The sequence below is a fragment of the Schauerella aestuarii genome (genome assembly GCF_009866805.1).
In the GTDB taxonomy this organism is placed as follows: domain Bacteria; phylum Pseudomonadota; class Gammaproteobacteria; order Burkholderiales; family Burkholderiaceae_B; genus Schauerella; species Schauerella aestuarii.
Genome location: NZ_SIZW01000041.1, coordinates 206517 through 232224, shown reverse-complemented (window position 1 = coordinate 232224; position 25708 = coordinate 206517). Strand labels below are relative to the sequence as shown.

Below are 25708 nucleotides of genomic sequence, written 5' to 3'. Positions count from 1 at the left end.
TCACGTCGCAATCCAGAAAATGATGCCGAACAACGCGCCCACGACGAGACTCACACGATCCTTCACGGCGAAAACGATAGGATCATCATGCATCTCACCCCGATGCGTCAGCATCCAGGTGCGCGAAATCCAGAACAGCAGCAAGGGACACGAAAGCCACAGCACTTCCGGATGCCGGTAGAGCGCGATGATGTTTTGTTCCTGGATGTAGAGGGCGAGCACCATGACGGCGATATAGCCGGATGCGGCGCCGAGCGATGAAATCATCTCTAGATCGTCAGGGAAGTAGCCACGGCCGCGCGTTTGGCCTTCCTTGCCGCGGCGCCGCGCTTCGCCCAGCTCGGCATAACGTTTGACCAGCGCAAGACTCAAGAACATGAACATCGAGAAGGCGAGCATCCAGAACGTCAGGGCGATCTGGAAAGCCAACGCGCCTGCGATGATGCGGCAGGTATACAGCACGCCGAGCGTAACCACGTCGACCATCATCTGGCGTTTCAGCCATAGCGAATAGAGCAGGGTAACGATGTAGTAACCGACTAGGGCCAAAGAGAACGCGAGCGGCAGGAACAGCGCCGCCAGTCCGAAGGCAAGGAGCAGCAGAATGGGCACTGCGAACAGGCCATGCTTGATCTCCAACTTGCCGGCTGCGAAAGGTCGATTTCGCTTGGTCGTGTGCTGACGATCGTCGGCCAGATCGAGAAGATCGTTGAGCACATACACACTCGATGCGCACAAACCGAAAGCGATGAACGCGAGAATGCCGGTGCCGATCATCGGCACCTCGGCCAAGCGGTGACTGGCCAGAAGCGGGACGAAGATGAGAAGGTTCTTGATCCATTGGTGCAGGCGTAGCGCTTTTACCCATGTGCGCCACTTGGGGGTAGCCTCGGCGGTCACCGAGTGCACGTCTCCGTTTTCACTGGCTTTGCGCACCACGCCGCGGTGCGGCTCGACAATGTGCACCTCACGCGCCTCTTTCCAGACCGCGATGTCGTCGTGAGAATTTCCGATGTAATCGAAACCCTTGGACCCATAACGCGCCACCAGAACATCTCGTTTTCGATGTGATGAAAGATTGACGTCATCCTCCGTGGCGATCACGTCGGCAAAGCCGCCGAGATACGCGGCAATGCGATCAGCATAAATTTTGTGGGTTGCTGTCGCGAGCACGACGGGGCGACCGGCGTCACTCGCACTGTGCATCATTTCGAGCACAGACGAATTGAAAGGGAGCAATGCGACGTCGACCTCGCTTTCTTCGGCGAGGCGTTGCTTCAAGAACGCCTTGCCCTTCGCCACCCAGGAGATCGATGCCAAGGCCGTCAACGGCGACGCTTTCAAGACACTCAACCAAGTCTCGAAAAGCGTATCCGATCGCAATAACGTACCGTCGAGATCCACGACCAGTGGGACTTGATTCATTAAGTATCCTCTGCTGCAACCAATGCGCCAAGCCAGCGAGCGTTCATTGGGACGACGTGCAAATAAGCCGACGAACCCGCGATTTTAGCCCTACTTTGGCTGGACCGAATGTCAGCGATCATGCCTAGCAACGCAATTCGCCGATACGATCGGCAGTCGCCACCTTACATTTATTTCCCCTTGGTGCTTATTATTCGCCCTCCGTCCATTACGACGTAGCACCAACGCCCATACGCACTATCGGGGGATCGTTAATGCTGGGAGCAGTATCACCGCCCACGACAGGAACAAGAGCGAAATCAGTTGCTATCAGAGGTCCAACGAGAGGCGGTGCGACCCGTTGTTGTGCCTCGACCTGGCTAGCCGCGTCGGAGAATGACGTAGCCGTGAGTGGCGTCTATCTCGAAGAAGTCATTGGTTGCCAATGACTTGCGAACTCCGTCTGTAATTGTGTCGCGCGCCATGACGATGATATTGACATCCAACTGATCCAGAGCCGTCCGCAGTAACGATTCGTTAGCAGCTTTGCCGGACACGACAAAATCGTAAAGCGCGCGACGGCGGACGTATTCATCCTCTGGCATGGCATATGCCAGCATGTCGAGATATGACCCGCGCACACTGATCAATTTTGGATGTCGTTCGTAGCGGCTAATTACGCCCGCGACGGCGTCGGGCGCCAATACCCTGCCGCCCTCCCCCACATCGAGCGCAATGACTTTTCGGGCTAGGACTACATCAGCCTTGGCGATCTTGTCTTTTGCAAATCCATGAAAGGCTCCGATGTTGTCGTGGCGCAGCGTGTTGTACGGTAGCGCTAGCGCAATGCCGATCACGAGCAGCAAGACGGGCATCGCACGCAGGATACGTGGCACCGACGGTCGGCGCCACTCATCCATGATCACGGCAATTCCAATCGATCCAAAGATCAAGATTGGAAATGTCCATACTACGCGCCAATAAACCGCAGGCGTCGTGATGTAGTGGGAAATGAACCCGGCGAACCATGGATTCAGATAGATGGAGAAGAGCAGCAAGGGCGGAATTGCCAACGCCCAGCGAAGCGGGCCATTTCTCGCTAACAACGGCCCCGCCATGAGAAGAAGAACAATCAAATACTGCTGATGGGTGCCAAATACCGTTGACCAAACGCTAAGAGGACTTTCGTTAGAAAATCCGAGGATTGGCGAACCACGCGAATTCAAAGCGACATCTATCAGATAGGGCAAGGCCACCAGCGGCACCAGCATTGCCAAAATGAACGGACGCCATCCCCGGCTACGCACATTGGGAAGCTGGGAAAGCACCGCGCCGCCTGTCGCCAGCGGTGCGGCCAGCATGGCGAAATTCGAACAACCTATTGCGCCGATCTGGCAGCACAGCAGAAGAAACAGATCCGAACGCCGTGCTCTATCGGAAAAATATCGTGAAGCGAAATAAAAGATCGCCGGAAGGAAAACGCATAGGAAGACCGCTTTCCCTTGGAAAATCCGAACAAAGGAGAAGTTCGCTGGAGCCCGGTGCATTTCGCCCATTAGGGCCATCAGCAGGAAAGCCGCAACCCCGCCCACCAGCCAGCGCCGTGGAAACAACTCGCGCGCGAGCGCGAAGGTTGCAAGCGTAGCCGCCGCCCCCCAAACAGGTATCAGCCCAACGTAGTAAACGCTCATCGCCGGCAACGAGAGCATCCAGCCCAAAGCGGCAGCCAACAATTCGAACGAGGCGAACTTGTAGCTAGGAAACATCATGGGCAGACCCACTTCGCCATGCATAGGGTCAACACTTAGGAGGGCAATCTCGGGATTAGCGGCCGCGTGCGCAGCCACCGCTGCATAAAAAGCATCATCCAGATCGGCCCTGGAGATCGCGAACGACAGCATCGTAAAAGCAATGCCGACGAATAAGACGACGCCCCACGAATCCCAACGCATCTCGACGTGTACGTCGGGGGGGGCTTCACACGTGTCGGGCGTCATCAAACATGCCACTAACACAGACGCGGTGTAAATGAGAAAAAATGCAAAAGGCAGGGCGACGGTGAAGGGTGCTACAGCTAACAGAAAAACGCGCAGTGCTGTCGTTTGAGACCGCTCAAACCTTTGGATACCTGGGATGGAGAGCTTGGCGCCCTCCGAAAGCGGCATCGGCCTGTCGAACAAATGGAAAAGCCACATCAGCGCCCCGATAAGAAATGGAGCCAAGACGATCAGGTTTTTTAATGTTCCGCCAAAAACCACCACCGCATGTGCAGAGAAGGTCCATCCAGCGAAAAATATGATGAACAGAGCCAACAGAATACGCATCTTGACCAGAAATTCCACGATTTGGCGCGACACAGGCGTGGTGCCCGAGCCGCTGGCTATGGCGTCGACGACATGCGTTGCTTGAGAAATATAGCGGCATCGGCAACGCAAAATCAGCGGATTCCTGATCCACCGATACAACCGCAGTGCATTCATCCAAACGCGCCAAATGGACGAAGCAGCGACGGTGATCGAATGTACACCACCATCGTGTGAAACGGCGACGTACTCGAAGCCTCCACCATAGCGGTGAACCAATAACCCGCGTTCTCGAGTGCGGGAAAATCGACGTTCGCAGTTGTCACCAATACATCGTAAAAGGCACCGCGGATCTGCGCGAATTCCTGTGCATAGATATCGTGAGTGGCGCATTTCCAATGCAACGCAGCGACCGTTTCCCATCCGGCATTCCATTCCAAGTGCAGCTTCGTCATCACGCAGCAAGGTTACGTCAACGTCCACAGCTGCGAGCTGCGCCTAGAAGTTGCTATGTGGTTGACGAGCCATAAGGACATTGACGTTGCGTAACGATGCCCACTACTGACCGTAGTTAGCTCATCTAATCCGAGAGCCAAATGCCGTGGAGACTGGTTGATCGGCTGAACTGTTCTGTGGCCGGTCAACAACGCAATATCGCCAATGGCGGCTTACTCCTGCAACCCGCAGGAAGATGACCCACAACAATCGCGGTAACATTCAGTCGATGCAAAAGTTGTGTGCCATGCCCCACGTGAGCGCCTGCTATGTCCTCGACTTGATCGGACTACACGACACACCAACTCATTTAGGCACACCCAATCACAAATATCATAAGGTTTATATGTCACCTTTGCATACCGTCTGGGCATTAACATGCGTTATCGCGATCGCATGCGGACAATTGCTTTTTAAGAAGGCCGGTAGCGAAATACAGCATGCCGGAACTTGGTTCGATACCAAGGCGCTTTTGATCGTAGGAGCGGCGGGAATCCTTTATGGCTTGACGACACTTCTTTGGATTAGCCTGCTACGGTACGTTCCACTTAACAAAGCTTACAACTATATGGCGCTGAGTTTCGTACTTGTCCCCATCGCAAGTACGTTTTTGTTTCGCGAACCACTTAGTACAGGTGCAATCGTTGGGGGTGCATTGGTAGTCGCTGGCATCGTCGTAGTGACCCGCTTCGGTTAACTTATATCCAATTCAATATGATTATTGATCCAAAGATCGCCGTCGTCATTCCCTCGTATAAGGTCACGGCGCATATTATCGGCGTGCTTGATAATTTTGGCCCAGAGGTCCAGCGTATTTACGTTGTCGACGATTGTTGCCCGGATAAGTCTGGCGATTATGTCGAGACGCATTGTCACGACCCTCGCGTACGCGTCATAAGGCATGTGCAGAACGCCGGTGTGGGTGGGGCTGTTCTTACGGGATACCAGGCGGCCATCGAAGAGGGAATGGATATCGTTGTGAAAGTGGACGGCGACGGTCAGATGGATCCAAAACTGCTGCCGCGATTTGTGATGCCTATTGTCGAGGGATGGTCCGACTACACAAAAGGCAACCGCTTCTACGATCTCGCCGAAATTAATCAAATGCCGAAAATTCGACTTTTTGGCAATGCCGGCCTTTCGTTCATGACAAAGATTTCGAGCGGATATTGGGGAATATTCGACCCAACCAATGGCTATACGGCGATCGATACGAGAGTCGCAGCGAAATTACCGTTCGATAAAATCAGCAGCAGATATTTTTTCGAAACCGACATGCTTTTTCGCCTGAATACGTTACGCGCCGTCGTAACCGATGTTCCGATGCACGCGCATTATGGCGATGAAGAATCCAACCTGAAGATCAAGAAAATCTTTCTTGAGTTCCTGGGAAAACATACGCGGAACGCTTTCAAGAGAATATTTTATTCGTATTTTTTGCGTGATATGAATGCCGCCTCGCTTGAATTGATTTTTGGTGTGTTTTTCTTTCTTTTCGGCGTGCTTTTCGGTGCAGTGCACTGGATCAACTCTTCGACGCACGACATTTCCACGCCGATCGGAACCGTAATGCTTGCGGCACTTCCAATGATCGCCGGCATTCAGCTGTTGCTGGCATTCGTCAATTACGACGTCGCCAATGCCCCGTCGCGCGCAATCAGCAAGTTGCTGCCGCGCAAGAACGCGTCAGAATCAGCAGTTGACAGCCCGACCCGCCCGTCTTCCTGATCTGCCCGAACGCATATTCAGCTATCGGGTATGTCGTTCTGATCGATGCTCACTCGTCAGCTCCGGCCTGACCTGACTCGTACGCCCTCATTCTTTACCCAGATGCCAACTACCAAGATCAGCGCTTACGCCACTCAGTCCCCATCGCATCGTCTCTGGCAGACCTCCCTGGCCTGGACGCTGCTTTTGGGATATTTGATCAGCTTGGCTCTGAATTTCCCGGGTCACTTCTCGATGGACTCCGTGTTTCAGTTGGCCGAGGGCGTTCAAGGCAAGTCAATGTCCTTCAACCCGCCAATCATGAGCGCGCTGCTCGGGGCGTACTACAAACTCAATGTGACCGCTGGCTTCATGATGACCAGCTCGGCGGCATTCTACTTGGGCACGTACCTGCTGCTGCGCGGCTACGATCCGCGCTACCGGATCGTCGTGTTGGCAGTCATCATCGTGATGTCGCTCTCGCCTCTGGTACTGATTTACAACGGCACCGTTTGGAAGGACGTGTTTTTCGCGAACGTCGCGTTGCTGGGTTTCGGCGTTGCTTCGCATATTCGAAGCAGGCGTTCCCTGGCGCTGCTCGTTGCCGTGGTTCTCTTCGCGGCAGCCACGTTGATCCGCCAACAAGGCATCATCGTCGCGACGGCAGGCTGCCTGTACATAGCGGTGCAGCTTTGCTGGCCGCAAAAGAAGCAGGCATTAGTCAGTTTCCTCGCGCTGATGACGGGACTTCTCGCGACGACCGCAGCACTTCAATTCATTTCCAACCAAGTCATCGCGCCTCGAGCGACAGGGGGCCTTTCAGTAGGATTGGGCGTTCTCGCCAGCTACGACATTGCTGCCGTCGCCTCGCGTTCGCCTGTCGCAATGGAGGCACTGAGTGGATCTTATGGCATCAACGGGCGGGCGTTGATTGACGCGTCCGCAAAGGAATATTCGCCGGAAAGGGTCGACTATCTAAACAAGACATTCCAGTCGCTCGCACCGCTTCAGGCCAACAAACGGATATTGTCATTGTGGGGCGCGTCGATCGTGTCCGAACCTGGCGCCTGGATCGGACATCGATGGTCCACGTGGCAGGCGTTATTGACCCTCAATCACGCGGGTGGCCGGTGCCTGCCCATGCATGTTGGGATAGCGACCGATGCGGTTCCCGCTTTGCAAGCGACAGGACAGCCCGTGCCCGACGCTGCCGTATTTTTGCCGGCCGAGACGCAAGCCAAGAGTTTTCTCTACCGCTATGCAATGGATAACCTGTACTGGTTCGCTGGCGGGATCTGGTTTCTTCTCGGCATCGTTGTTTGTGGCGTGAGCGCTTATCGCCGAGATGTACTCGCCACGATAATTTCGGCGTCGGGCTTGACCTTCACCGCATCCTATTTGCTGGTGGGAATCGCCTGCGACTTCCGTTACCAGTATTTTGGCGTGCTGAGCACGATTGTGGGAATGCTGATGCTGGCAGCCTCTTTCAACCGGCCGCGGGGCGACGTCACGGCAACGGCGGTATAGATTGGGCCAGTGCGGGCTTCAGGTCCATCGAGAAACGCATACCGGTTTCGATCATCACCAGCGCGACGACGTCCGGCCGGTACTTTTCCACCAGGTCCTCACGAAAAAAACCGTCTTGGACGTGGACCGAAATGATGCGGCTGAAGTGAGGTTTCAGAAGCGGCACCAACTCCGATGAAAACGAGTCGCGCAGCAGCAGTAACGTGCGGCCGCCTTTACTCTCGGTGTGCATGATTTGCGGGGCAGTCCAGTCCGTTCGGGGCCCCAGGAATTCGGTTCTTGCAGGGTCATTTTCGGGAATTGTGGCGTAGGAGACCCGATCCTGCTTGATGAAATTGGATATTCCCAGCATCAGAGCTAGGTCGCGTTGCATGCGGTTGGGGGCCTGCGGCGTCGGCGTAAAGGCGCTGGCGGGAAGTGCAGTCATGTCCGGATAACGTCTGGACATGACTTCCATCAGCGCCTGGTATCCCAAATAGGCGCCTAAGCCGGTCCAGTGAGTATCGAACTGGTCGTACAGAATGGCTTCGTGCTTGCGCGCGATGATGGTGTCTCGAGGATCTGCCACTCGTGCGCGGTCTTCAGGACTCAATGCACCCAAGAAATCGTCGATCTCGGTGGTGACTCGCTCTCGTGGCATCCATGACGGCCGATGCTCCGGGAAAATGTCTTCCTTTACCGGCGCCACGAGCATGAAAAATTCGGCATTTCTACGCTGTAGATATGCTCTGCGCTGTTCGAAACCACGAGCCCAGTTCGCCACCTCCGTAGCTGGCGCGCGAAGCTCGCCAGCTACGATGCCAAGATGTGTGTCGTTATCGAAGAAAAGCCAACCATCCTGACCTACGACTACGCGCTTGGATCCTGAATATCCCAATTTGTACCGCACCAGATTCAAGACGGAAATCAGGTAGGGACGCATCGCGAAATTATCGATCGCGAAAGCATCCAGGCGACGCGGAAGTTCGGACCATTCTGCCATGGTCCGGGGCACCGACGGGGCGCTGGCCAGTACCCTGTTCTCCTGCAGGCCCGGTTGCGCGAAATGCAGCAGCGGGAACAAATGGAAGAGCGCAATGAGCACCACGCTCCAGACAATCAACGGCAGCCAGCTATGGGACTTCGTACGCTGCAGCATGGGCTCATCGCCGCGATTCGGTGGACGTGTCATCGGAGCTTAGAAGCGGAAGTAAAGGAACGGGTTCAACAGACTACCCGCGAGTAAGGTCATACTTATAACCGCTCCGATAAGGAGAATCGGCGCGGGCAAAATATGAACGAGCGCGATCGTGTGCTGTCGCGATCCGGGCTCCGGTGAGCCCTCGACAGTCCTGACGCGCATACGCTGCAGCAGCGCCGGGATCACTGGGAAGCAAATGATCGATCCCACACACAACGCGACTACGCATTCGGGGGTCATCCACGTCCAAATTGGGTTCCAGCCCTGGCTTTGCCCTCCGAATCCAAACATTGCGGACACCACGGCCTTCGCCTCTCCGAAATTGTCGGCGCGAAAGAGCACCCATCCAATCATGACCACCAAGAGCGTATAGCATCGGGCCGCCAGCGTGGGAATCCGGCGCAGGATATCAGCGAGAAAGAGGCGCTCCAGGATGACAAACAGCCCGTGAAATAGTCCCCAAATGATGAACGTCCAGGCCGCCCCGTGCCACAAACCTGTGACGAAGAACACCACCGCCAGATTGAACACCGTAGCGGCGTGACCGCCCCGGCTGCCGCCCAGCGGGATGTAGACATAATCGCGAAACCAGAATGAAAGCGACATATGCCATCGGCGCCAGAATTCGGTGATCGATCTTGAAGCGTAGGGGTAGTCGAAATTTTTGGGGAAGCGAAATCCCAACATAAACGCGAGCCCGATCGCCATATTTGAGTAACCACAGAAATCAAAATAGATTTGCAGGGTATAAGCAACGGTGCCGAGCCATGCTATGGATGTTGTGATTTCACCTGGTGGCAGGCCGAAAAGATGGTCGGCAGCCGGCGCAACCGCGTTGGCGATCATCACTTTCTGGCATAGGCCAACCACAAAATACTGAATGCCCAGTCCAATTTTCTCGGACGTAACCGAGCGGCTCTTCAGCTCACCTTCGATGTCCGTATAACGAACGATCGGCCCAGCAACGAGGTGAGGAAACATCATGACGTAAGTCGATAGCCGGACGAAACTGCGCTCTGCCGAAATCGAACGCCGATGGACTTCAACCAGATACGAAACGAGTTGGAAAATGAAAAAAGAAATGCCTAGTGGCAGATGAATCCCAAGCCGTGGCGCATCGGTGCCCATTGCTTGTGAGGCTACGTCGACAAGGAACTGACTGTATTTGAATATGCCTAGGACGAGAACGTTCGCCAAAATTGAAATCGACAGGATCAGGGCCCGGCGGCGATCACTGCTTTGCTCGATCCATACCCCGGCCGCGCGGTTGAATACCAACAGCCCAAGCAGCAATAACAGATAAATGCCCTCGCCCCAGACGTAGAAGACTGCGCTGCCTGTAAGGAGAACAGCGTTTCTGATGCCTGTCAGATAGTAGATAGTCAGGAAAAGTGGCAGAAAATAAAAAACAAATACAACCGAGCTGAATACCATTTCCCACTCGCTTTTTGACTAACCGTCGATCTAATGGCTGCAAAACTGGATATCAGCGCCCGTTTGGCAACGGCGCCGTCACGCGCACAAGCTTCAAGCCGCGCCCTGGAAGCCCACGGACAACTGAGCCTTCAACACATCCAGAGCAGCGTCCGGCTCACCGGTTCCCACCCCCGGGTATTCGATGGGCGCCTGATGTGTCAACCACTGCAAATAACCACCGTCTGCGTCGAACGGTTTGGGGAATGCTCGCTGAAGATCAACGCGTTCGCGGTAGATGACGCGTTCGATCGGCTTGATGCGCTGACCGTTGGAATACTGGCCGAACGCCCATGTCTGGTTGCTCAGCGGATCGTCTACCAACGCAGCCGTCTCGCGTTTGTACCAGTCCACAAGTAGATGAATATCGCTCTCGGGGCCGGCATTTACCTGCGCCATGGTGTGATGAGCACCGCTGTCGAACCCCGTAAAGTGGTAGAACCCCAATGGCTGACCGTTGACCAGGAAGCCATCGTTCATATTGCCCGTCACCAAACGGGTTGTGAGGTTCCAGGTCGCGACGTTGTAACGCGGCGACCGCAAGATGCGCACACCATCGAAAAAGGCAGGGGCCAAGTCGACCCAGCGCTGATCGGTGAACAGGCCATTGGGAATATCTGCTCGGCAGAAGTGGTAAATACGGTCGCCCCACCACTTGGCAAAACGTTTCCCTTCGTCAGCCGTACGTACCCCAACAAAGCCTAAGTTATAAATGCCGTGTTTCAGGCTGCTGATCTCGTTGTCCATCACGGCGCGCAACGACGAATCGGGATCCGTTTGATGAGGTGTGAGCACAACGTCCGCATCGCCTTCGACCAGTCGGTCGAGCATGTCGTCCAGACGAGAGAACAACACCATATCGGGATCGAAGTAGATGACGCGAGCAACATCGGGTCGTGCCAATAGCTTTTGCAGCACGAACGGTTTGATCGCCGTCGAAAGTTCAACAATGTTGTGGCAGAAAGCCCAGGGACGCCATTGATCGATACCCAACGTGTCGATGGGGTGCACCTCGTCAAATGGCTCACCGGAAAGGTCGACATCAGACGGCAGGAGATCTGACAGCGCAAGATGCAACTCGATCTCGGGATGAAATTCCCGCAAGGAATTGAACAGCATCCGGACTTTCGGAATGTAGTTCAATGCTGCACTGGTGAAAACGAGTGTTTTGGCCGTCATGTTGTTTGCTGTAGGTAGTTGGTATGGGAGTGAAGTACGCAGCCCGGCCGAAGGTATCGACGTCGCGGGGCGAATCAGCTCACTTGAATTTCGCAGCCATAATCCGTTTGATCTCGCGCCAGTCGCCCTTCAACAGACGTATGGTCATTCGAACCGGCATGGTCATTCGCCACGACATGGAGCTGTAAAGTGCTGCGACCTGGTGTCGCAGCGCCGCCTGCTGCTGCTCCATCGCGACCCGCTCCTGGCGAAGACCCTCGATCTCGCAACGCAACGCTTCAAGCGCATCGCGATACCGCTCGCGCTCTGTAAAGAGCATGATTTCGTGCGCGCGAAGCTCGGCAGCCAATGCCGCCATCTGCGCCCGCGCACTATCAACGGGTTGCGACGTCCCGCCCGGAAAATCCAGGTTAAGAGGTACGTCGCCAGGATGTGCCGGCTGTGCTTCAAGAAGGGAAGCACGTCGATTTTCAGATGTCATATCCGCTGAGGATTTGGAAGTCGCCAAAGGGTCATCGGTGTGTTTCATGTGCGTGGATTCCTCAGAAACCGTGTTCATCGCACCACTCCTTGAAAGAGCCGGGCCCGCACGCATAAGGATCCTGGAATAATTCCCGAGCGTCGCTTCGATTGCGCCAAATCAACCGACGACTCTTGTTTATGGGGGTGCCATCAGCAAATGTGCCGTAGGCCCACCATCCCGTTGGCAAGCCATCCGCCAGATGAAATTTCAGACGTTCACGGTACCAACGTAACAACTCGAACACGTCGGTTCGCCCATAGGAATACCGTTCCAGCATGTTTTCGCCAACGGTGTTGACCTTCGTGAAATGGAAGAATCGCAGCGGATCGTCTCCGGCGAATATATCCCCCTCCTTCGTGACGGTAACAGGGCGATGGCCCAGATTCCACGAGGCGACGTTATAACCCGAGTGCCGCAGAATACCAACATTGTCGAACAACGCCGGAACCAGGTCGCACCAGCGTTGATCGGTGAAAAGACCGTTCGGAACGTCGTCGTGACAAAAATGCATCAGCCGGTCTCGCCACCAGGCACCATATTCGCGCCCCGCCGATGTGTTGTTGACCGCCACAAAACCCAGGTTGTAGACGCCATGCTGCAGAGAACTGATTTCATTGTCGATGATGTCATGCATCAACGTGGCAGCGCGCGTAACATGAGGCGTCAACACCACTGAATGCCGCTCCAGCATGTCCAACATCTCGTCCAACGGCGCGAAGAGTGCAATGTCAGGATCGAGATAGACCACCCGCTGGTAGCCCTCGGTCAGCAACCGGTCCATCATGGTGCCTTTTACCGCCGTGCAAAGCTCAACGATGTCGTGACCGAACATCCAACGGCGCCAATCTTCAATACCCAGCTCGGAGATGTGCACGATCCGGTCGAAAGCCTCCTGATCAGGATCGAACTTGAATCCAGCGGGCGCCTCGTCGGAGAGCAGCAGCACGATCTCCCACTCGGGATGGAATCGACGCACACTTTCGGCCCAGACCCGGGCTCGGTCGAGGTAGCTGAATGTGGCGCTCGTATAGCAGGCGATCTCACGCATGGGACAGCTCCTCAATGATGCGGGCGCTGACTCCCGATCCCGGCGTCATCACCCCACGGCTACGTTTCGCCTGCCGGACACGCTCAACCAAGCCATCGCCGGCAAGAAGCGCCTGGAGCTGGACTTCAGAATCGAGCTCGAGTCCACGATCGGCATAGTCTGAGCGAAGCAGCGTGGCCACATGACCCGCCCCGGCCCGCGCGATCACGTAAGCGCCGGCAGCGAATGATTCATGCGTGGTGAATGAGAAGCTCTCGAAACATAATGACCAGTTGATGGTTACGTGCACATCGAGGCTCACAAGTGCATCGATCATCGCCGCGCGGTTTTCACGGGTGACGTTGACGTGCTGGAACTGCGTACCCGGAATCACTCCATCGGAAAACCCGACATGTACAAATGCATAGCGCGAATCGTTGGCATACCAACGCGCGAGAGATTCGAACACATGCCAGCCCTTGTGAATGGCAGGAACGCCGAGAAACGCAATCCTTATCGGCCCATCTTCAATGCCATCGAGATCCTTGATGAATTGAAGCGTTGCTGGCGGTTCCACCAGAACGTCTGCATGCGGATAGTGCGTCGCTCGCTTCCAGAAATCGGCCATTGTGCGTGAGGGCGCGACCACAATAGGATGCAAAGCCGAAAAGAGTGCTGCGATGCGCTTTTCGTGCGTGACGCGTTCCGCACCCGAATTGCACACATTGCATGCCATGGACGTCGCTTTCGGTGCGCCGCAGAACGTCATCTCGTTACGCAGGAGATGAATGCTTGGGCAAATGGTGAACGCATCGTGTATCCACAGATAGGGACGACCCAGCAAGCATTCGCTGACGAGATGCACCAGATGCTCAGGGGCATATCCCAGCATGTGATGCACCACGGCCTGCCCACGAAAACCTTCGCCTGACAGCATACGTACGACATTGATCAGATCAGAGAGGTAAAGCATTCCGACCCGCTGACCATCGACGGCTACCAACACCTCGAACGTCGTCACGTCAGTGTTCTGGCTTAGCGCGAGCAACGGCACATTCGGACAGATGGAGAGATATGGCACACCTGCCCTCGCCAATGCAACCTGTTCGTCACCGATGCAGTTTTGCACGCCGCCGCATGTCGACATGAAGTCATCGTGGCTGACCGACAGGACGAATGCGCGCGCCGGATTCAACGCAGCTGCCTTTACTGCATCGATCACGACTTGAGCGGTAACCGGAAGCGCGTGCGAAATCTTGTACGTGCCCTCCCGCTTGCGGGAGGGCGGTAGTGCATTGAGTATGGTGTCCTTCGCAATGTTGCGCCTCACCCTGAACGCGGCTCCAGGCGTATAACGCTCCAGGGGCGAAATGCTCCCGTGCTGATCATCCATGCTCATGCGAATGTCCTGCTAACGTTCATTTCGGGCCTTTCTTACTGCCTTGACGCATGCGCCGAATCGGGGTTTTGAGCGCATCCGGCAAAATGATGGATGCGGCCAGGCTGATCATGCTCGCCGTCGTTTTCAACGATCGTGGGCTTCTGCTGGCTTGCTCCAATGCGTAGGCCCTGGAAGCCTTGATTTCAGCAAGCTCTTCGCTGGCCAGGCCATGTGCGCTCATCAATTCCACAGCTGCGTCATTGACGGCATCTTCTCGCCGCCCAGATTCGACGGGGATGGAGTGCATCAGGCGATCGATTTCCAGGTCCTTCTCGGCAATCAGGCGCTTCAGGAATGCCACATCGGCGACCGAAGAAGACAATTGATCGCGTGACACCATCAGCTCGCCGCTCACGCGCTCAAGTTCCACATCTTTTTCAAGATTCGCGCGCTTCATGAAGGCAACGTCGGCCACGAGCGAATTCATCTGATCTCGAGCTATCAATAGTTCCCCATTGACGGCTTGCATCTGGTCATCTTTCTCGACATTGACCTGCTTCAGATAGCCCACGTCGGCTTCGAGCGAAGCCAGTCGATCACGTGCGCGCGTGAGTTCCTCGAGAAAAGGCGGTCGCACATGCAGCCTGGCGTTCACCATGACATTGAAGTCCACGGACTTTCCGCTGGTCAGACTTGCAAACGACATCTCCTTGCGCATGTATCGTTCAAGCGTTTCGGGGTTAATGACGACACCGCGGGAGCTCATGGCTGCCTCGAAAAACTCCGCAAACCTCATTGGTGTGTCGGCTTTGGGTACGGCTACAGCACCAAGGCTGCCCAGCGAGACATACACACCACGAAAGAGCAAATATCCCAACTCGATAGGATGATCCAGTCGCCATTCCAAATCGATGAATTGAACTGCCGTGTCATCCTGCACCAGCAGATTGCGCGGCGTCGCATCGATGAATTTGGAAGAAATCTCGGTACCGAGAAACGCTTCATCAATTCGCTCGGAGCTCACATCGACGCGGTCCACGATTGCCTTGAACCACACGTCGAACCAGCCCTCGAAATCCTCAATCGACCAGCCCTCGGTCGCCATGATCATGCTGAGCCGCTGCTGCCAGTGACTGCCACCGGAGAACCGGGGATCATCCTCGATCGACATTACCGCAGTGCTCGAAACCGGAACGCTTTCAGGGAAAATCTTCGACCGAACCACCTTGAGCGCGCCTCCAGCGTCGGCATCGATGCGGACCTGTTTGGCGTACTCGCGGCGGCGCTCTGCCGAGTAATGGTAGGCAACCGATGACGTCGGAACAACCTGCTGTGGCATGGCCGATGAAAATACAAGAAACGAATTGGCGAGATCACCACCCAATCCATTTCGAAACACGGGCAACCAAGCGCGTTCCGGTGAAAAAACTTCCTTGTAGGTGCGCTGGGGGTCGAGGGCAAGTGTTTCCGTTATGAGTGGCGACAGGTCGCCTTGCACCTCGCCGGACATCGCCGCGTCGTTAAGCACCGAAATCGGCATTTTGTAGTCTGGAAATGGATACCACCAATCCTGGTGTTCGAAGCCGGCATCAGCCAGCAACTTCCCAAGTGCCCGCCGACCGAAGGTGGTTACTCCTTCAGCACTGTAGCGGTCTTCGACACCGAACATCGCGATGCTTAGATGGTCTTCGACCTCGCCCGAGAGGTACTTCAGTCCGAGCTGGTTTTCGATGGCAACCACGAGCACGCCGGACTCGGCTGCGCGCGCACGACAGGTTGCCAGAAGTCGTTGCGTACCCTCCGGTCCAAGATACTTGCGAGCGTATTCCAACACGCCGATCAGCAGGACCGCGTCAAACTGACCCAGGTTCTCCGCATCGTCACTGGTGCCACACAAGATCTCGACATTGTCGAGATCGCGGCAGCGCTCACGCGCAATTCTCGCGCGTCGGAAGCTTCCCTCCAGGCCAACGACATGGGCTCCCGATTCACCCAGGAAACGCGAGATGGCGCCGCAACCGCTGCCAATTTCCAGCACGCGCTTGCCCGCAAACCAAGATGCAGCCGGTCGCAGCAGATTCGCGCGGCGTCGGCTCAAATGGTACATGGATGGCCAGTCGACGATCTTGTCGGTCAGGTCTGCAGAGCTGGTCGATACGTCACCGGCGTCGCGGATGGCCGAATAAACATACTCCTCGTGAACGTCACCATCCGAATAGTCGAAGGGTGCAGCATTGCGGTGACGCCATACGCCAGATACCGCGTCGCGCTCAAAATCCTTGAAATCTGAAATCATCTTCTTGTCCGGTCAGCCGCTGCTTTGACTCAAGCAACGACACAATTGCTCGTGGGATCTGCATCAATATTTTTACATCGAGCTCGTCAGGTTGAATCTCGGTGCCTGCGCCAGTCATGCAGGAGGCCCGGTGGTGATCGGCGCATCAGCGCGTTGCAGCCGTCATGGCCAACTTCAGGTCGACCAAGCCATAAAACGTCGGCGTCGGCGACACTGTCATATGGATCGAATCGTAGCGCCGGTCGTGCGGGATGATGTCGTCGCCCCGACGCGAAGAAATGCCCAGCGAAATGAAATAGTCGCCTGCGGCAAGGTCGAGATCGAAATCAACCGCTGCGACCGCCGTGCTTTCGGCGGCTCCGAGCGCAAACAGTTCCTCGCAATACACCAATTCCGAGTTCGTCCCGCCCACCGTCACCCCTTCCTTCGTTCGAATCTCGATGCCCAGGATGGGGCGGACGATCTGCATATTGAATCGTACCGCCAGCGACAGATGCATCTTTGCACCCGACAGGATCACAGTCGGAAATTCCTCGTTGTTGGCTTTCAGCATGAAATCCAACAAGGTCGCCGCACCGTCGCCCCAGCGGTATTCGTGGGCGTTGTAGCCAAATCGCGTCGCATACACATCCGACGAGAAATCCAGTTTGGTGTCGGACGTGGCGTTCTGGTCTGCCAACGTATCGGGCGACAGCGCTACGCTATCGTTATCGTTCTCGAGCGCACGCTCCCGCCCAAACAGCAGGTCCATATACCGGTTCATGACAGTGCGGGGTTTCCCCTCTACCACAACCGATCCAGCGTTCAGCAGAATGGCCCGGGAGCAATGATTGACGATCTGTTCGCCGGAATGGGTCACGAGGAGAATGCTCGTGCCATTATCCTTGAGCCGCTTCAGGCGATCGAAGCACTTTGCCTGAAAACGCGCGTCACCTACAGCCAGGGCTTCGTCGACGATCAACACGTCGGGCTGAACCTGAGACTGCACCGCAAAAGCCAGGCGCACGACCATCCCGCTCGAATAGGATTTGACGGGCTGATCGATAAACTCGCCAATATCGGCGAACGAAAGAATATCGTCGAAACGTTCGTCCAGTTCTTTGCGTGTCAGGCCCAGCACGGCGCCACTCATGTAAACGTTTTCACGCCCGGTGAACTCGGGGTTGAATCCCGAACCAAGCTCCAGGAGCGCGCCGACGCGCCCGTTTGTCATCACGCTGCCGGCAGTGGGCGAAAGCGTGCCACAGATGATCTGCAACAGTGTGGACTTGCCCGAGCCATTGCGACCCACGATGCCTACGGTTTCGCCCCGAGGCACTTCAAAGGAAATATCGCGGAGGGCCCAGAACTCGCGGTAATACTGACGACGGCTGCGGAACAGCATCTGCAATAGGCGATCGCGCGGATTGTCGTAAATTTCGAAGCACTTGCTGACGCCGTTAACACGAATGGCCAGATCACATGACATCGGCGAATGCTCCCCGGGTGCGTTGAAAAAATGCCAGACCCAGCCAGAAAACCACAATACTTCCCAGATAGGACGCACCCAGCAACAGCGCGTCAGGACCTACTCCGAAAATTGTTGCACCGCGCGCCTGCTCCACGACCACGGCCAGCGGATTGAGGTGCAGCAGGAAACGGTAACGCTCCGGAATTGCCGTTGCAGGATAGAAAATCGGGGTAAGAAACATCAACGTCGTCGTAATGACCGTGGTGATCTGCGCCACATCTCGCAAGAAAACGCCGAGTGCGGCCAGGAACCATGAGAGGCCCAAAGTAAGCAGCACCAGCGGCAACGCGACGACCGGGAACAGCAGAATGGTGACCGGCGGAAGCCCGAAAAAGATGAAATAGAAGAGTAGCCAGACAATAAAACTGACCAGCAAGTTGAACAGGCCGGCGCCCACCGCAACCATCGGCAGAATTTCAAGTGGAAAGATCACTTTCTTGACGAAATTCGCGTTGCCCAGAATAAGAGACGGTGCCCTATTGATGCATTCAGCGAAGAAATTGAATAGCAGCAACCCGGAAAACAGGATCAGCGCAAACTGCGTTTTGGAGTCGCCGCCCTCGCCCCATCGGGCCTTGAAAATTTCGCTGAAGACGAAAGTGTAGACAGCCAGCATCAGCACCGGTATGAAGAAGGACCAGACCAGCCCTAGTACCGATCCCTGATAACGCATCGTTATCTCGCGTCGTGTCATTTGAAGAATCAGCTGTCGCTGGCGAACAACCACCGCGAAGAGACTCAAAGGGGACATTGGAAATTTCATTGAATGTTCGACATGCAGGATATCGGACGGCCGATCAAGCGCATCCGAACCAAAAAATTATTGGGAATAGCGTGCTCATCGCACACTCTCATTCGAATTGTCCGATGCGGGGCGGATCCGCATACAAGAAAGTCGGAACGCTGAACTTCAGGTCCAGATTCGGGTTGTAAGCCGGGTCATTGGTCAGCGCATCACCCCAGCGTTCCTTCATGTATGCGCACTCACTCTGAAAACGAAGCTGCTTTTCGGGCGTCAGATCGCTGCCACGAGTCGCAGATTCGTGGTGATACAACTCAGCAAATGCCGCATACACATTGCGGTAACCGGCCTCACGCACGCGCAGGCAGAAATCCACGTCATTGAATGCAACTGCCAGCCCTTCGTCAAGGCCGTCAACTTCCCGGTAAACGGAGCGACTGACCACGAGACAGGCTGCAGTCACGCACGACAGATTTTGCGTCAGCGCCGCTCGGGAGAAATACCCTCCCTCACCGCGCGCCAATTTCAGATGCGAATGCCCTGCTATCCCGCCAATACCAAGAATTACCCCACCGTGTTGCAGTGTGTCGTTCGGGTACCAGAGGCGTGCACCGACGCATCCCGCACCTGGCTGCATCGCCAGACCGACCATCTCTTCCAGCCATCCCGGCGTGATGACCTGAATGTCGTTATTCATGAGGCAAATGAACTCGCCCTGCGCTTCCTGCACCGCGGCATTGTTCAGCGCGGAATAATTGAACGGTCTCGGATCGCGCATTACCCGCACATCGGGCTGCCCCGTCAGACCATCGAAATAGGCGAGCGTGGCGGGCTCCGTGCTGCCATTGTCGACGATCAGAATTTCGATATTTCGGTAGGTGGATATACCCAGCACGCTGTCGATGCATTGCTTGAGCAAGCCAACCCCATCTTTCGTGGGGATGACGATGGTCACCAATGGCGCCGGGTCCGGTAAGGCATAACAGATGTGCCTCTGTCCGGCAGGCGTCAGTTCGACATGAGCCTTCACGCCACATCGAGCCAGATGTTCGTCAATGGCCTTGAACGCCGCATCCTGTGCATACGGCTTCTCGGACTCGCCGGCAGCCGTGCTACCGGCAGAAATACGCCAGTGATAAAGCACGTGTGGAATATGAACGATATTTTGCGCAGGCACCCGTTCCACGCAGCGCAGCACGAGATCATGATCTTGACTGCCTTCGAAACCCATGCGAAACCCGCCCACTTCCCTGATCAGCGCTGTCCGATAAACGCCAAAATGGCAGAAGTAATTTTGCGTACGCAAAAGCTCCGGATTCCAGTCTGGTTTGAAGTAGGGATCGACGCGCTCGCCACGCTCGTTGATCTTGTCTTCGTCGCTATAAAGCAAATCAGCATCAGGATGCTCGGCGAGATACTTCACCACCATGAAAAGCGCGTGGGGAGGCAAAATGTCGTCATGATCGAGCAAAGCGACGAATTCGCCTGTCGCGATCTCCAGAGCAGAGTTGCTGGCCTCCGAAATATGGCCGTTTTGCGTGCGATAAACGATCTTGATGCGGTTGTCAGCCCCGGCGTATTCGTCCAGGACTGCACGCACGTGTGGACCAGGTGACATGTCGTCCGCAATGCACAATTCCCAGTTACCATAGATCTGGGCTATCACCGAGTCCAGCATCGCACGCAACGTGGCTTCCGGAGCGTTAAAGACGGGCACCACAATGGAAATGAGCGGGGGGTCATCCAACGCGTTCAACTCGGCTCGTAGTGTTTCGAGCCGCCCTGCTTCAAGGGTGTCATAGCGGGCGACCCACTCGGCGTAGGAATAGGTGGCGCTTGAAGCCTCTACGTGTTGCAGGCTGCGAGCCGAGGTGGTGAGCTTTCGCAGCACGCCCTTGAACCCGAGATGTCGATAAGCATTCATGGCTGCGGACAGCGCATTGGACCAGCCACCATGTCGGCCTGCCACGGTCTTGGCGTAACGCCCAACCGAGGCGACATTCTTGACAGTATTCCCGGCTTGGCGCATCGGCGCAGTGGCGCGCCAGAATCGGGATTGCCGGATGCCATCGTAATAACTCTGAACTCGAATCAGATCGCCGGCAAGCGTCTCGCTGATCGCGCGCTGGCGGATGAGTTCGTGCACGATGCCAAGCATCAGCGGAGATACAGGTGTCGATTTGGTGTCTTTGCAGGCCAGCAGCATCTGCCGGCTTGGCCGCGACGGGGCAGCCATTGAGGGTGACGACGACGCAGACTCGCTTTTTGTGGGCGCTTCAACGGCATCGACATGCGCGAAGACAATAGCGGCATTCGCATGCGCTGCAGCCAAGGCCCGAGGCGATACCTCTTCGAACAAGGCGATATACACACCGTGAGGACCGAGTCGTGCATGCATTTGACGCAACAGCCAGACGCTATGCGTGCAGCGGCCGCCATGCACGATGACATCCGCGAGGGTTCCTTGCTCACACGGAAGCTCGGATCCCTGGATGTAAAGAATATTCATCGTGGCGTATCTGAAAATTTTGCTTGGGGCGCGTCACTGACGCGAACATGCCAACTTCGATAATCGAACCCAGGCGCGATCGTCATTCGAAAACTTCGGCCTTGGCCAGCATTGACGCCACTTGGTCCTTAGCCGACAACTTCGGCTCTATTCCCGTGGGCCACGCGATGCCGATTTCCGGATCGTTCCACGCGATGCTGCGCTCTGCATGGGGCGCATAGTAATCCGTCGTCTTGTACAAAAAGTCCGCACTGTCGCTAATCACGACAAAGCCGTGCGCAAAGCCCGCTGGAACCCACAGTTGACGATGATTGTCGCTTGACAGTTCCACGCCAACCCATCTCCCAAACGTGGGCGACGAACGCCGAATGTCCACCGCTACGTCAAACACCGCACCTTGGGTGACGCGCACCAGTTTGCCCTGAGGCTGCTCAAGCTGATAATGCAGTCCGCGCAAGACGCCGTGCGCTGAACGGGAGTGGTTATCCTGCACGAAATTGACGTCGAGACCTGAAGCTTCTCCAAACGCTTTGGCATTGAAGCTCTCCATGAAAAATCCTCGAGCGTCCCCGAAAACTTTTGGCTCAAGAATCAGTACTTCCGGAATAGCGGTTGCGGTAACAATCACGATCAAACTTTCTCCGTGGGCAAACGCATTAAATATTGTCCGTAGCCGTTCTTGGCCATTGGCTTGGCCAATTCCAGCAATTGCTCGGTGGTGATGAAACCATTACGCCAGGAAATTTCTTCCGGACACGCTATCTTCAAACCTTGCCTGTGCTCCAGGGTGGCAATGAACTGGCTCGCCTCCAGCAGGCTGTCATGCGTACCGGTATCGAGCCAGGCATAACCCCGCTGCATGATTTGCACCTTCAGCTCGCTGCGTTCGAGATAGGATTGATTTACTGCAGTGATTTCGAGCTCGCCGCGAACACTGGGTTTCACCGACTTCGCGATGTCGACCACTTGGTTATCGTAAAAGTAGAGACCCGTCACCGCAAAGTTGCTTTTGGGCTGCTGCGGCTTTTCTTCGATGCTGATGGCTTTGCCCGCAGCATCAAAATCAACGACGCCGTATCTTTCCGGGTCGGTGACGTGATAAGCGAAGACTGTTGCACCTGAAGTTTGTTGACTTGCAGTCGACAACAAATCGACGATGTCGTGACCGTGGAAAATATTGTCGCCCAATACCAATGCGCTAGGCGCACCGGCCAAGAACTCCTCGCCGATGATGAAGGCTTGCGCCAAACCATCCGGACTAGGCTGCACGGCATATTCCAGCGACATGCCCCACTGCGAACCATCACCCAACAACTGCTGGAAACGGGGCGTATCTTGCGGCGTGCTGATGATCAAGACGTCTCGGATGCCTGCAAGCATCAACGTGCTCAACGGGTAGTAGATCATCGGCTTGTCGTACACCGGCAAGAGCTGTTTCGAGATCGACAGCGTAGCCGGATGCAAACGGGTGCCGGCGCCGCCGGCCAAGATGATGCCTTTACGTTTCATGGCTCTTCCTAAATTACGATTTCGTCGATCAGTCGCGCAACGTGTACCTTCCAATCGGGCAGGGACAGGGCGAAAGTTCGTTGGATTTTCTGTGTATCGAGCCGGCTGTTCGCCGGCCGTTTGGCGGGAACGGGATAGTCGGTCGTAGCGATGGGATGAACCTGTTCCGGTTTGGCCTTTAACACCGCCCCCTTTGCCGCCGCCAGACCGATCACGTATTGCGCATAGCCGTGCCACGTGGTTTCGCCGCCCGCCACGAGATGGTAAATGCCTGAATATGCGTCATCCGGCTGCACCTTCGTGCGATAAATACATAATGCGGTCGCATCCGCGATGAGCTCGGCGCTGGTCGGCGCACCCGTCTGGTCGCCCACCACGCGCAATTCATCGCGGTCCGCTGCGAGCCGCAGCATGGTCTTGGCGAAGTTGCCGCCGCGTGCGGCAAATACCCAACTAGTGCGAAAGACGAGGTGCTTGCAACCTGACGCTGCAATCGCCGCTTCGCCCAACTGCTTGGTCGACCCATAAACGCTTTGAGGCGCGATCGAATCGCTTTCGACATACGGTGCGCTCTTGTCGCCGGCAAACACGTAGTCGGTCGAATAGTGCACAAACCAAGCGCCCAGCGCATGCGCTTCGGCAGCAATGGCAGCCACAGCCCGATGGTTGATCAGATCGGCTCGATCTGCATCGCTTTCAGCTTTATCTACTGCCGTATAGGCCGCCGCGTTGACGATCACGTCAGGCCGTTCGGTGCGAATCAGCGCAACGACGCTCGGGATGTCTTCGAGATTGGCCCGGTCGCGCCCGTGCGCCACGAGTTCGCCGAGGGGCGCGAGCGCGCGTTGCAGCTCCCAACCCACCTGCCCGTCTTTGCCGAGGAGGAGTATCTTCATGCGGTGTATTGCTTCTTGAGCCAGTCGCGGTAGTTGCCGCTCATGACGTTATCGACCCATTCGGTGTTGTCCAAATACCATTGCACCGTTTTGCGAATGCCGGATTCGAACGTTTCGGCGGGCTTCCAGCCCAATTCGCGCTCAAGTTTGCGCGCGTCGATCGCGTAACGGCGATCATGGCCGGGGCGGTCTTTCACGAACGTGATCTGCTTGGTGTACGGCTCGCCATCAGCGCGCGGTTGCAGCTCATCCAAAATCGCACAGATGGTGTGCACCACTTCCAGATTGGCCTTTTCGTTCCAACCGCCGACGTTGTAGGTTTCGCCCAGCTTGCCACTTTCGAGTACGCGGCGAATCGCGGAGCAGTGATCGGTTACGTACAGCCAATCGCGCACCTGCTGGCCATCGCCATAGATAGGCAGCGGCTTGCCGGCGCGGGCATTGGCGATCACGAGCGGGATCAGCTTCTCGGGGAAGTGATACGGACCGTAGTTATTGCTGCAATTGGTGGTCAACACCGGCAGGCCGTACGTGTGGTGCCAGGCGCGAACGAGGTGATCGGACGCCGCCTTGCTGGCGCTGTACGGGCTGTTGGGTTCGTACGTGTTCTCTTCGGTAAACGGCGGATCTTCCGCGCTCAGCGTGCCATAGACTTCGTCGGTGGAAACATGCAGAAAACGGAAGTCGCTGCGCGCGGGTTCTTCAAGCGCGCTCCAATAGGCGCGCACCGATTCGAGCAGGTTGAATGTGCCCACCACGTTTGTCTGGATGAAGTCGCCGGGGCCATGGATCGAGCGATCAACATGGGACTCGGCGGCGAAGTTGAGAACCGCACGCGGTTTTTCTTCAGCCAGCAGCGCATCGATCGCCGCGCGATCGCCGATATCGGCTTGCACAAAGCGGTAATTGGGATTGCCGGCGACCGACTCAAGCGTCTGCAAATTGCCTGCATAGGTCAATTTGTCGACGTTGACGATCTTCTCGTCAGACTGCCTCAACCAATCCAGTACAAAGTTGCCACCGATAAAGCCGGCACCGCCGGTCACGATAATAGTCATAGCTACATTTTTTTAAAAAGGACGGCCACGATAAGGCCGAGATTTCCGAGTGTCGTCTGGCGATAGACGCCTGCGCGTTTCATGGCGGCATAACGCCCGAACAACGAGGATCCCAGCCGCGCGGCTTCAAATTCTGTAAACGTGCGCTTGGCAGATCCCGTCAATGCATGGTCGATGCGCCGCAATCCCACTGCATTGGCATCGTTCCATCGATGCCACTGGCCTTGGAACAATTTGAACACACGGCCAAATCGGGCACCCATGCCCACATTGGAGCCAATGAGGTTGGACCCATGCTGGCGGTAGCGCAATGCAGGCTTCGGATCATAGATGGTATGCCCTCCGGCTGCACTGATCGCGATGTAGGTCCACCAGTCGTGCGCCACGACGTCCAGGTCCCAACCCGCATCGGCAATGATCTTGCGCGCCGCGGCATCGAAGATCATCGTATTGCCGCCCCCGATGTTCTGCACCAGCGCGTTCTTGAAGCCGGGCTTGCGGTCAAAAAGCGGCGAAAACCCAAGCGGCTGTGACTTGGCGTCTACCAGCAGGGTGCGCGAACAGTAAAGCTGGGGCTGGTCACCCTCTCTCACCCGCTCAAGGACGTCCAGCGCTCGCGCCAGCTTGGACGCTACCCATACGTCGTCCTGATCGCAATAGGCAAAGAAGTCCGCTTCGATCTCCGGCCGCGCAACCAAACTCAGGAAATTACGGGCAAAGCCCTGATGCGGTCCATCGACCACACGTAATTTGTCTTCACCCCAGCGGCTACGGTACTCGTCGAGTATCTTGGCGGTATCGTCGGTCGAGCCATCGTCCGACACCCACAGCACCCAGTTGCGGTGCGTCTGTGCTTCGATGGAATCGAGTTGCTCCCGGAGATAGGTTTGTCCGTTGTAACAGCCCATCAAGATCGCTACACGCTGATGCGCGATCTGATCGACCTCGACCGCAGCACCTGGGAACGAGGCGTCGCCACGACCCAGCGC

At 56.1% G+C, this 25708-nt stretch carries 21 protein-coding genes; 3 read left to right on the top strand and 18 right to left on the bottom strand.

The features are described 5' to 3' along the window. The 3 genes from EYW45_RS11955 to EYW45_RS11945 form a co-directional block, all read right to left on the bottom strand. A complete protein-coding gene (locus EYW45_RS11955) occupies positions 1–1425 on the bottom strand; it encodes a UbiA family prenyltransferase (RefSeq protein WP_161135640.1) in 1425 nt (474 codons plus the stop codon). 359 nt (positions 1426–1784) lie between these two features. After that, positions 1785–3884, bottom strand: a complete 2100-nt coding sequence (locus tag EYW45_RS11950; protein WP_161135639.1) for a DUF6077 domain-containing protein — start codon at positions 3882–3884, stop codon at positions 1785–1787. Next, positions 3881–4147, bottom strand: a complete 267-nt coding sequence (locus tag EYW45_RS11945) for a hypothetical protein (RefSeq protein ID WP_161135638.1) — start codon at positions 4145–4147, stop codon at positions 3881–3883. Before EYW45_RS11945 ends, EYW45_RS11950 begins: the two co-directional genes overlap by 4 nt. 251 nt (positions 4148–4398) lie before the next feature. On the opposite strand from EYW45_RS11945, the gene EYW45_RS11940 reads away from it, so the two are divergent. The 3 genes from EYW45_RS11940 to EYW45_RS11930 are packed head-to-tail and all read left to right on the top strand — an operon-like array spanning position 4399 to position 7436. Continuing rightward, positions 4399–4899 (top strand): EamA family transporter, encoded by a 501-nt coding sequence (locus EYW45_RS11940; RefSeq protein WP_161135637.1) that lies wholly within the window; start codon positions 4399–4401, stop codon positions 4897–4899. A 17-nt stretch (positions 4900–4916) separates the two neighbouring features. Continuing rightward, entirely contained in the window at positions 4917–5930 is a 1014-nt protein-coding gene (locus EYW45_RS11935; RefSeq protein ID WP_161135636.1) for a glycosyltransferase family 2 protein, read from the top strand. Between the two features lie 45 nt (positions 5931–5975). After that, positions 5976–7436: a hypothetical protein gene (locus EYW45_RS11930; protein WP_161135635.1), complete on the top strand. Its 1461-nt coding sequence runs from the start codon at positions 5976–5978 to the stop codon at positions 7434–7436. Here the strand turns inward: EYW45_RS11930 and EYW45_RS11925 are convergent. From EYW45_RS11925 to EYW45_RS24515, 15 genes are all read right to left on the bottom strand, one after another. After that, the gene (locus EYW45_RS11925) at positions 7417–8574 is read right to left on the bottom strand and encodes an alginate O-acetyltransferase AlgX-related protein (RefSeq protein ID WP_161135634.1); all 1158 of its coding nucleotides are present in this window, start codon (positions 8572–8574) and stop codon (positions 7417–7419) included. The genes EYW45_RS11930 and EYW45_RS11925 overlap by 20 nt on opposite strands. A gap of 39 nt (positions 8575–8613) precedes the next feature. Then, positions 8614–10050, bottom strand: a complete 1437-nt coding sequence (locus EYW45_RS11920) for an MBOAT family O-acyltransferase (RefSeq protein WP_161135633.1) — start codon at positions 10048–10050, stop codon at positions 8614–8616. A 93-nt stretch (positions 10051–10143) separates the two neighbouring features. Next, a complete protein-coding gene (locus EYW45_RS11915) occupies positions 10144–11268 on the bottom strand; it encodes a glycosyl transferase (protein WP_161135632.1) in 1125 nt (374 codons plus the stop codon). Positions 11269–11347: 79 nt separating this feature from the next. Beyond that, on the bottom strand, positions 11348–11827 hold the full coding sequence (locus tag EYW45_RS11910; protein ID WP_161135631.1) for a hypothetical protein: 480 nt from the start codon (positions 11825–11827) through the stop codon (positions 11348–11350). Beyond that, entirely contained in the window at positions 11811–12839 is a 1029-nt protein-coding gene (locus EYW45_RS11905) for a hypothetical protein (RefSeq protein ID WP_161135630.1), read from the bottom strand. Before EYW45_RS11905 ends, EYW45_RS11910 begins: the two co-directional genes overlap by 17 nt. After that, the gene (locus EYW45_RS11900; RefSeq protein ID WP_161135629.1) at positions 12832–14217 is read right to left on the bottom strand and encodes a hypothetical protein; all 1386 of its coding nucleotides are present in this window, start codon (positions 14215–14217) and stop codon (positions 12832–12834) included. Before EYW45_RS11900 ends, EYW45_RS11905 begins: the two co-directional genes overlap by 8 nt. Before the next feature lie 19 nt (positions 14218–14236). After that, complete coding sequence (locus EYW45_RS11895; RefSeq protein ID WP_161135628.1) at positions 14237–16495, bottom strand: class I SAM-dependent methyltransferase; 2259 nt, start codon at positions 16493–16495, stop codon at positions 14237–14239. 145 nt (positions 16496–16640) lie between these two features. Beyond that, complete coding sequence (locus EYW45_RS11890; RefSeq protein WP_161135627.1) at positions 16641–17963, bottom strand: ABC transporter ATP-binding protein; 1323 nt, start codon at positions 17961–17963, stop codon at positions 16641–16643. Continuing rightward, the gene (locus EYW45_RS11885; RefSeq protein WP_235939016.1) at positions 17953–18756 is read right to left on the bottom strand and encodes an ABC transporter permease; all 804 of its coding nucleotides are present in this window, start codon (positions 18754–18756) and stop codon (positions 17953–17955) included. The genes EYW45_RS11890 and EYW45_RS11885 overlap by 11 nt, the downstream gene beginning before the upstream one ends. A 100-nt stretch (positions 18757–18856) precedes the next feature. Beyond that, entirely contained in the window at positions 18857–21256 is a 2400-nt protein-coding gene (locus tag EYW45_RS11880) for a glycosyltransferase family 2 protein (protein ID WP_235939015.1), read from the bottom strand. A gap of 82 nt (positions 21257–21338) precedes the next feature. Further along, positions 21339–21890, bottom strand: coding sequence for a dTDP-4-dehydrorhamnose 3,5-epimerase (gene rfbC, locus EYW45_RS11875; protein ID WP_202444691.1), 552 nt, complete (start codon positions 21888–21890; stop codon positions 21339–21341). Continuing rightward, the gene (gene rfbA, locus EYW45_RS11870) at positions 21887–22765 is read right to left on the bottom strand and encodes a glucose-1-phosphate thymidylyltransferase RfbA (protein ID WP_161135625.1); all 879 of its coding nucleotides are present in this window, start codon (positions 22763–22765) and stop codon (positions 21887–21889) included. Before rfbA ends, rfbC begins: the two co-directional genes overlap by 4 nt. Positions 22766–22773: 8 nt before the next feature. Continuing rightward, positions 22774–23661, bottom strand: coding sequence for a dTDP-4-dehydrorhamnose reductase (rfbD, locus tag EYW45_RS11865; protein WP_161135624.1), 888 nt, complete (start codon positions 23659–23661; stop codon positions 22774–22776). After that, entirely contained in the window at positions 23658–24719 is a 1062-nt protein-coding gene (rfbB, locus tag EYW45_RS11860) for a dTDP-glucose 4,6-dehydratase (RefSeq protein WP_161135623.1), read from the bottom strand. Before rfbB ends, rfbD begins: the two co-directional genes overlap by 4 nt. 2 nt (positions 24720–24721) lie before the next feature. Further along, positions 24722–25627 carry a glycosyltransferase family 2 protein gene (locus EYW45_RS24515; RefSeq protein ID WP_235939053.1) on the bottom strand — a complete coding sequence of 302 codons (906 nt, stop codon included), beginning with the start codon at positions 25625–25627 and terminating at the stop codon, positions 24722–24724. Positions 25628–25708: the final 81 nt, after the last annotated feature.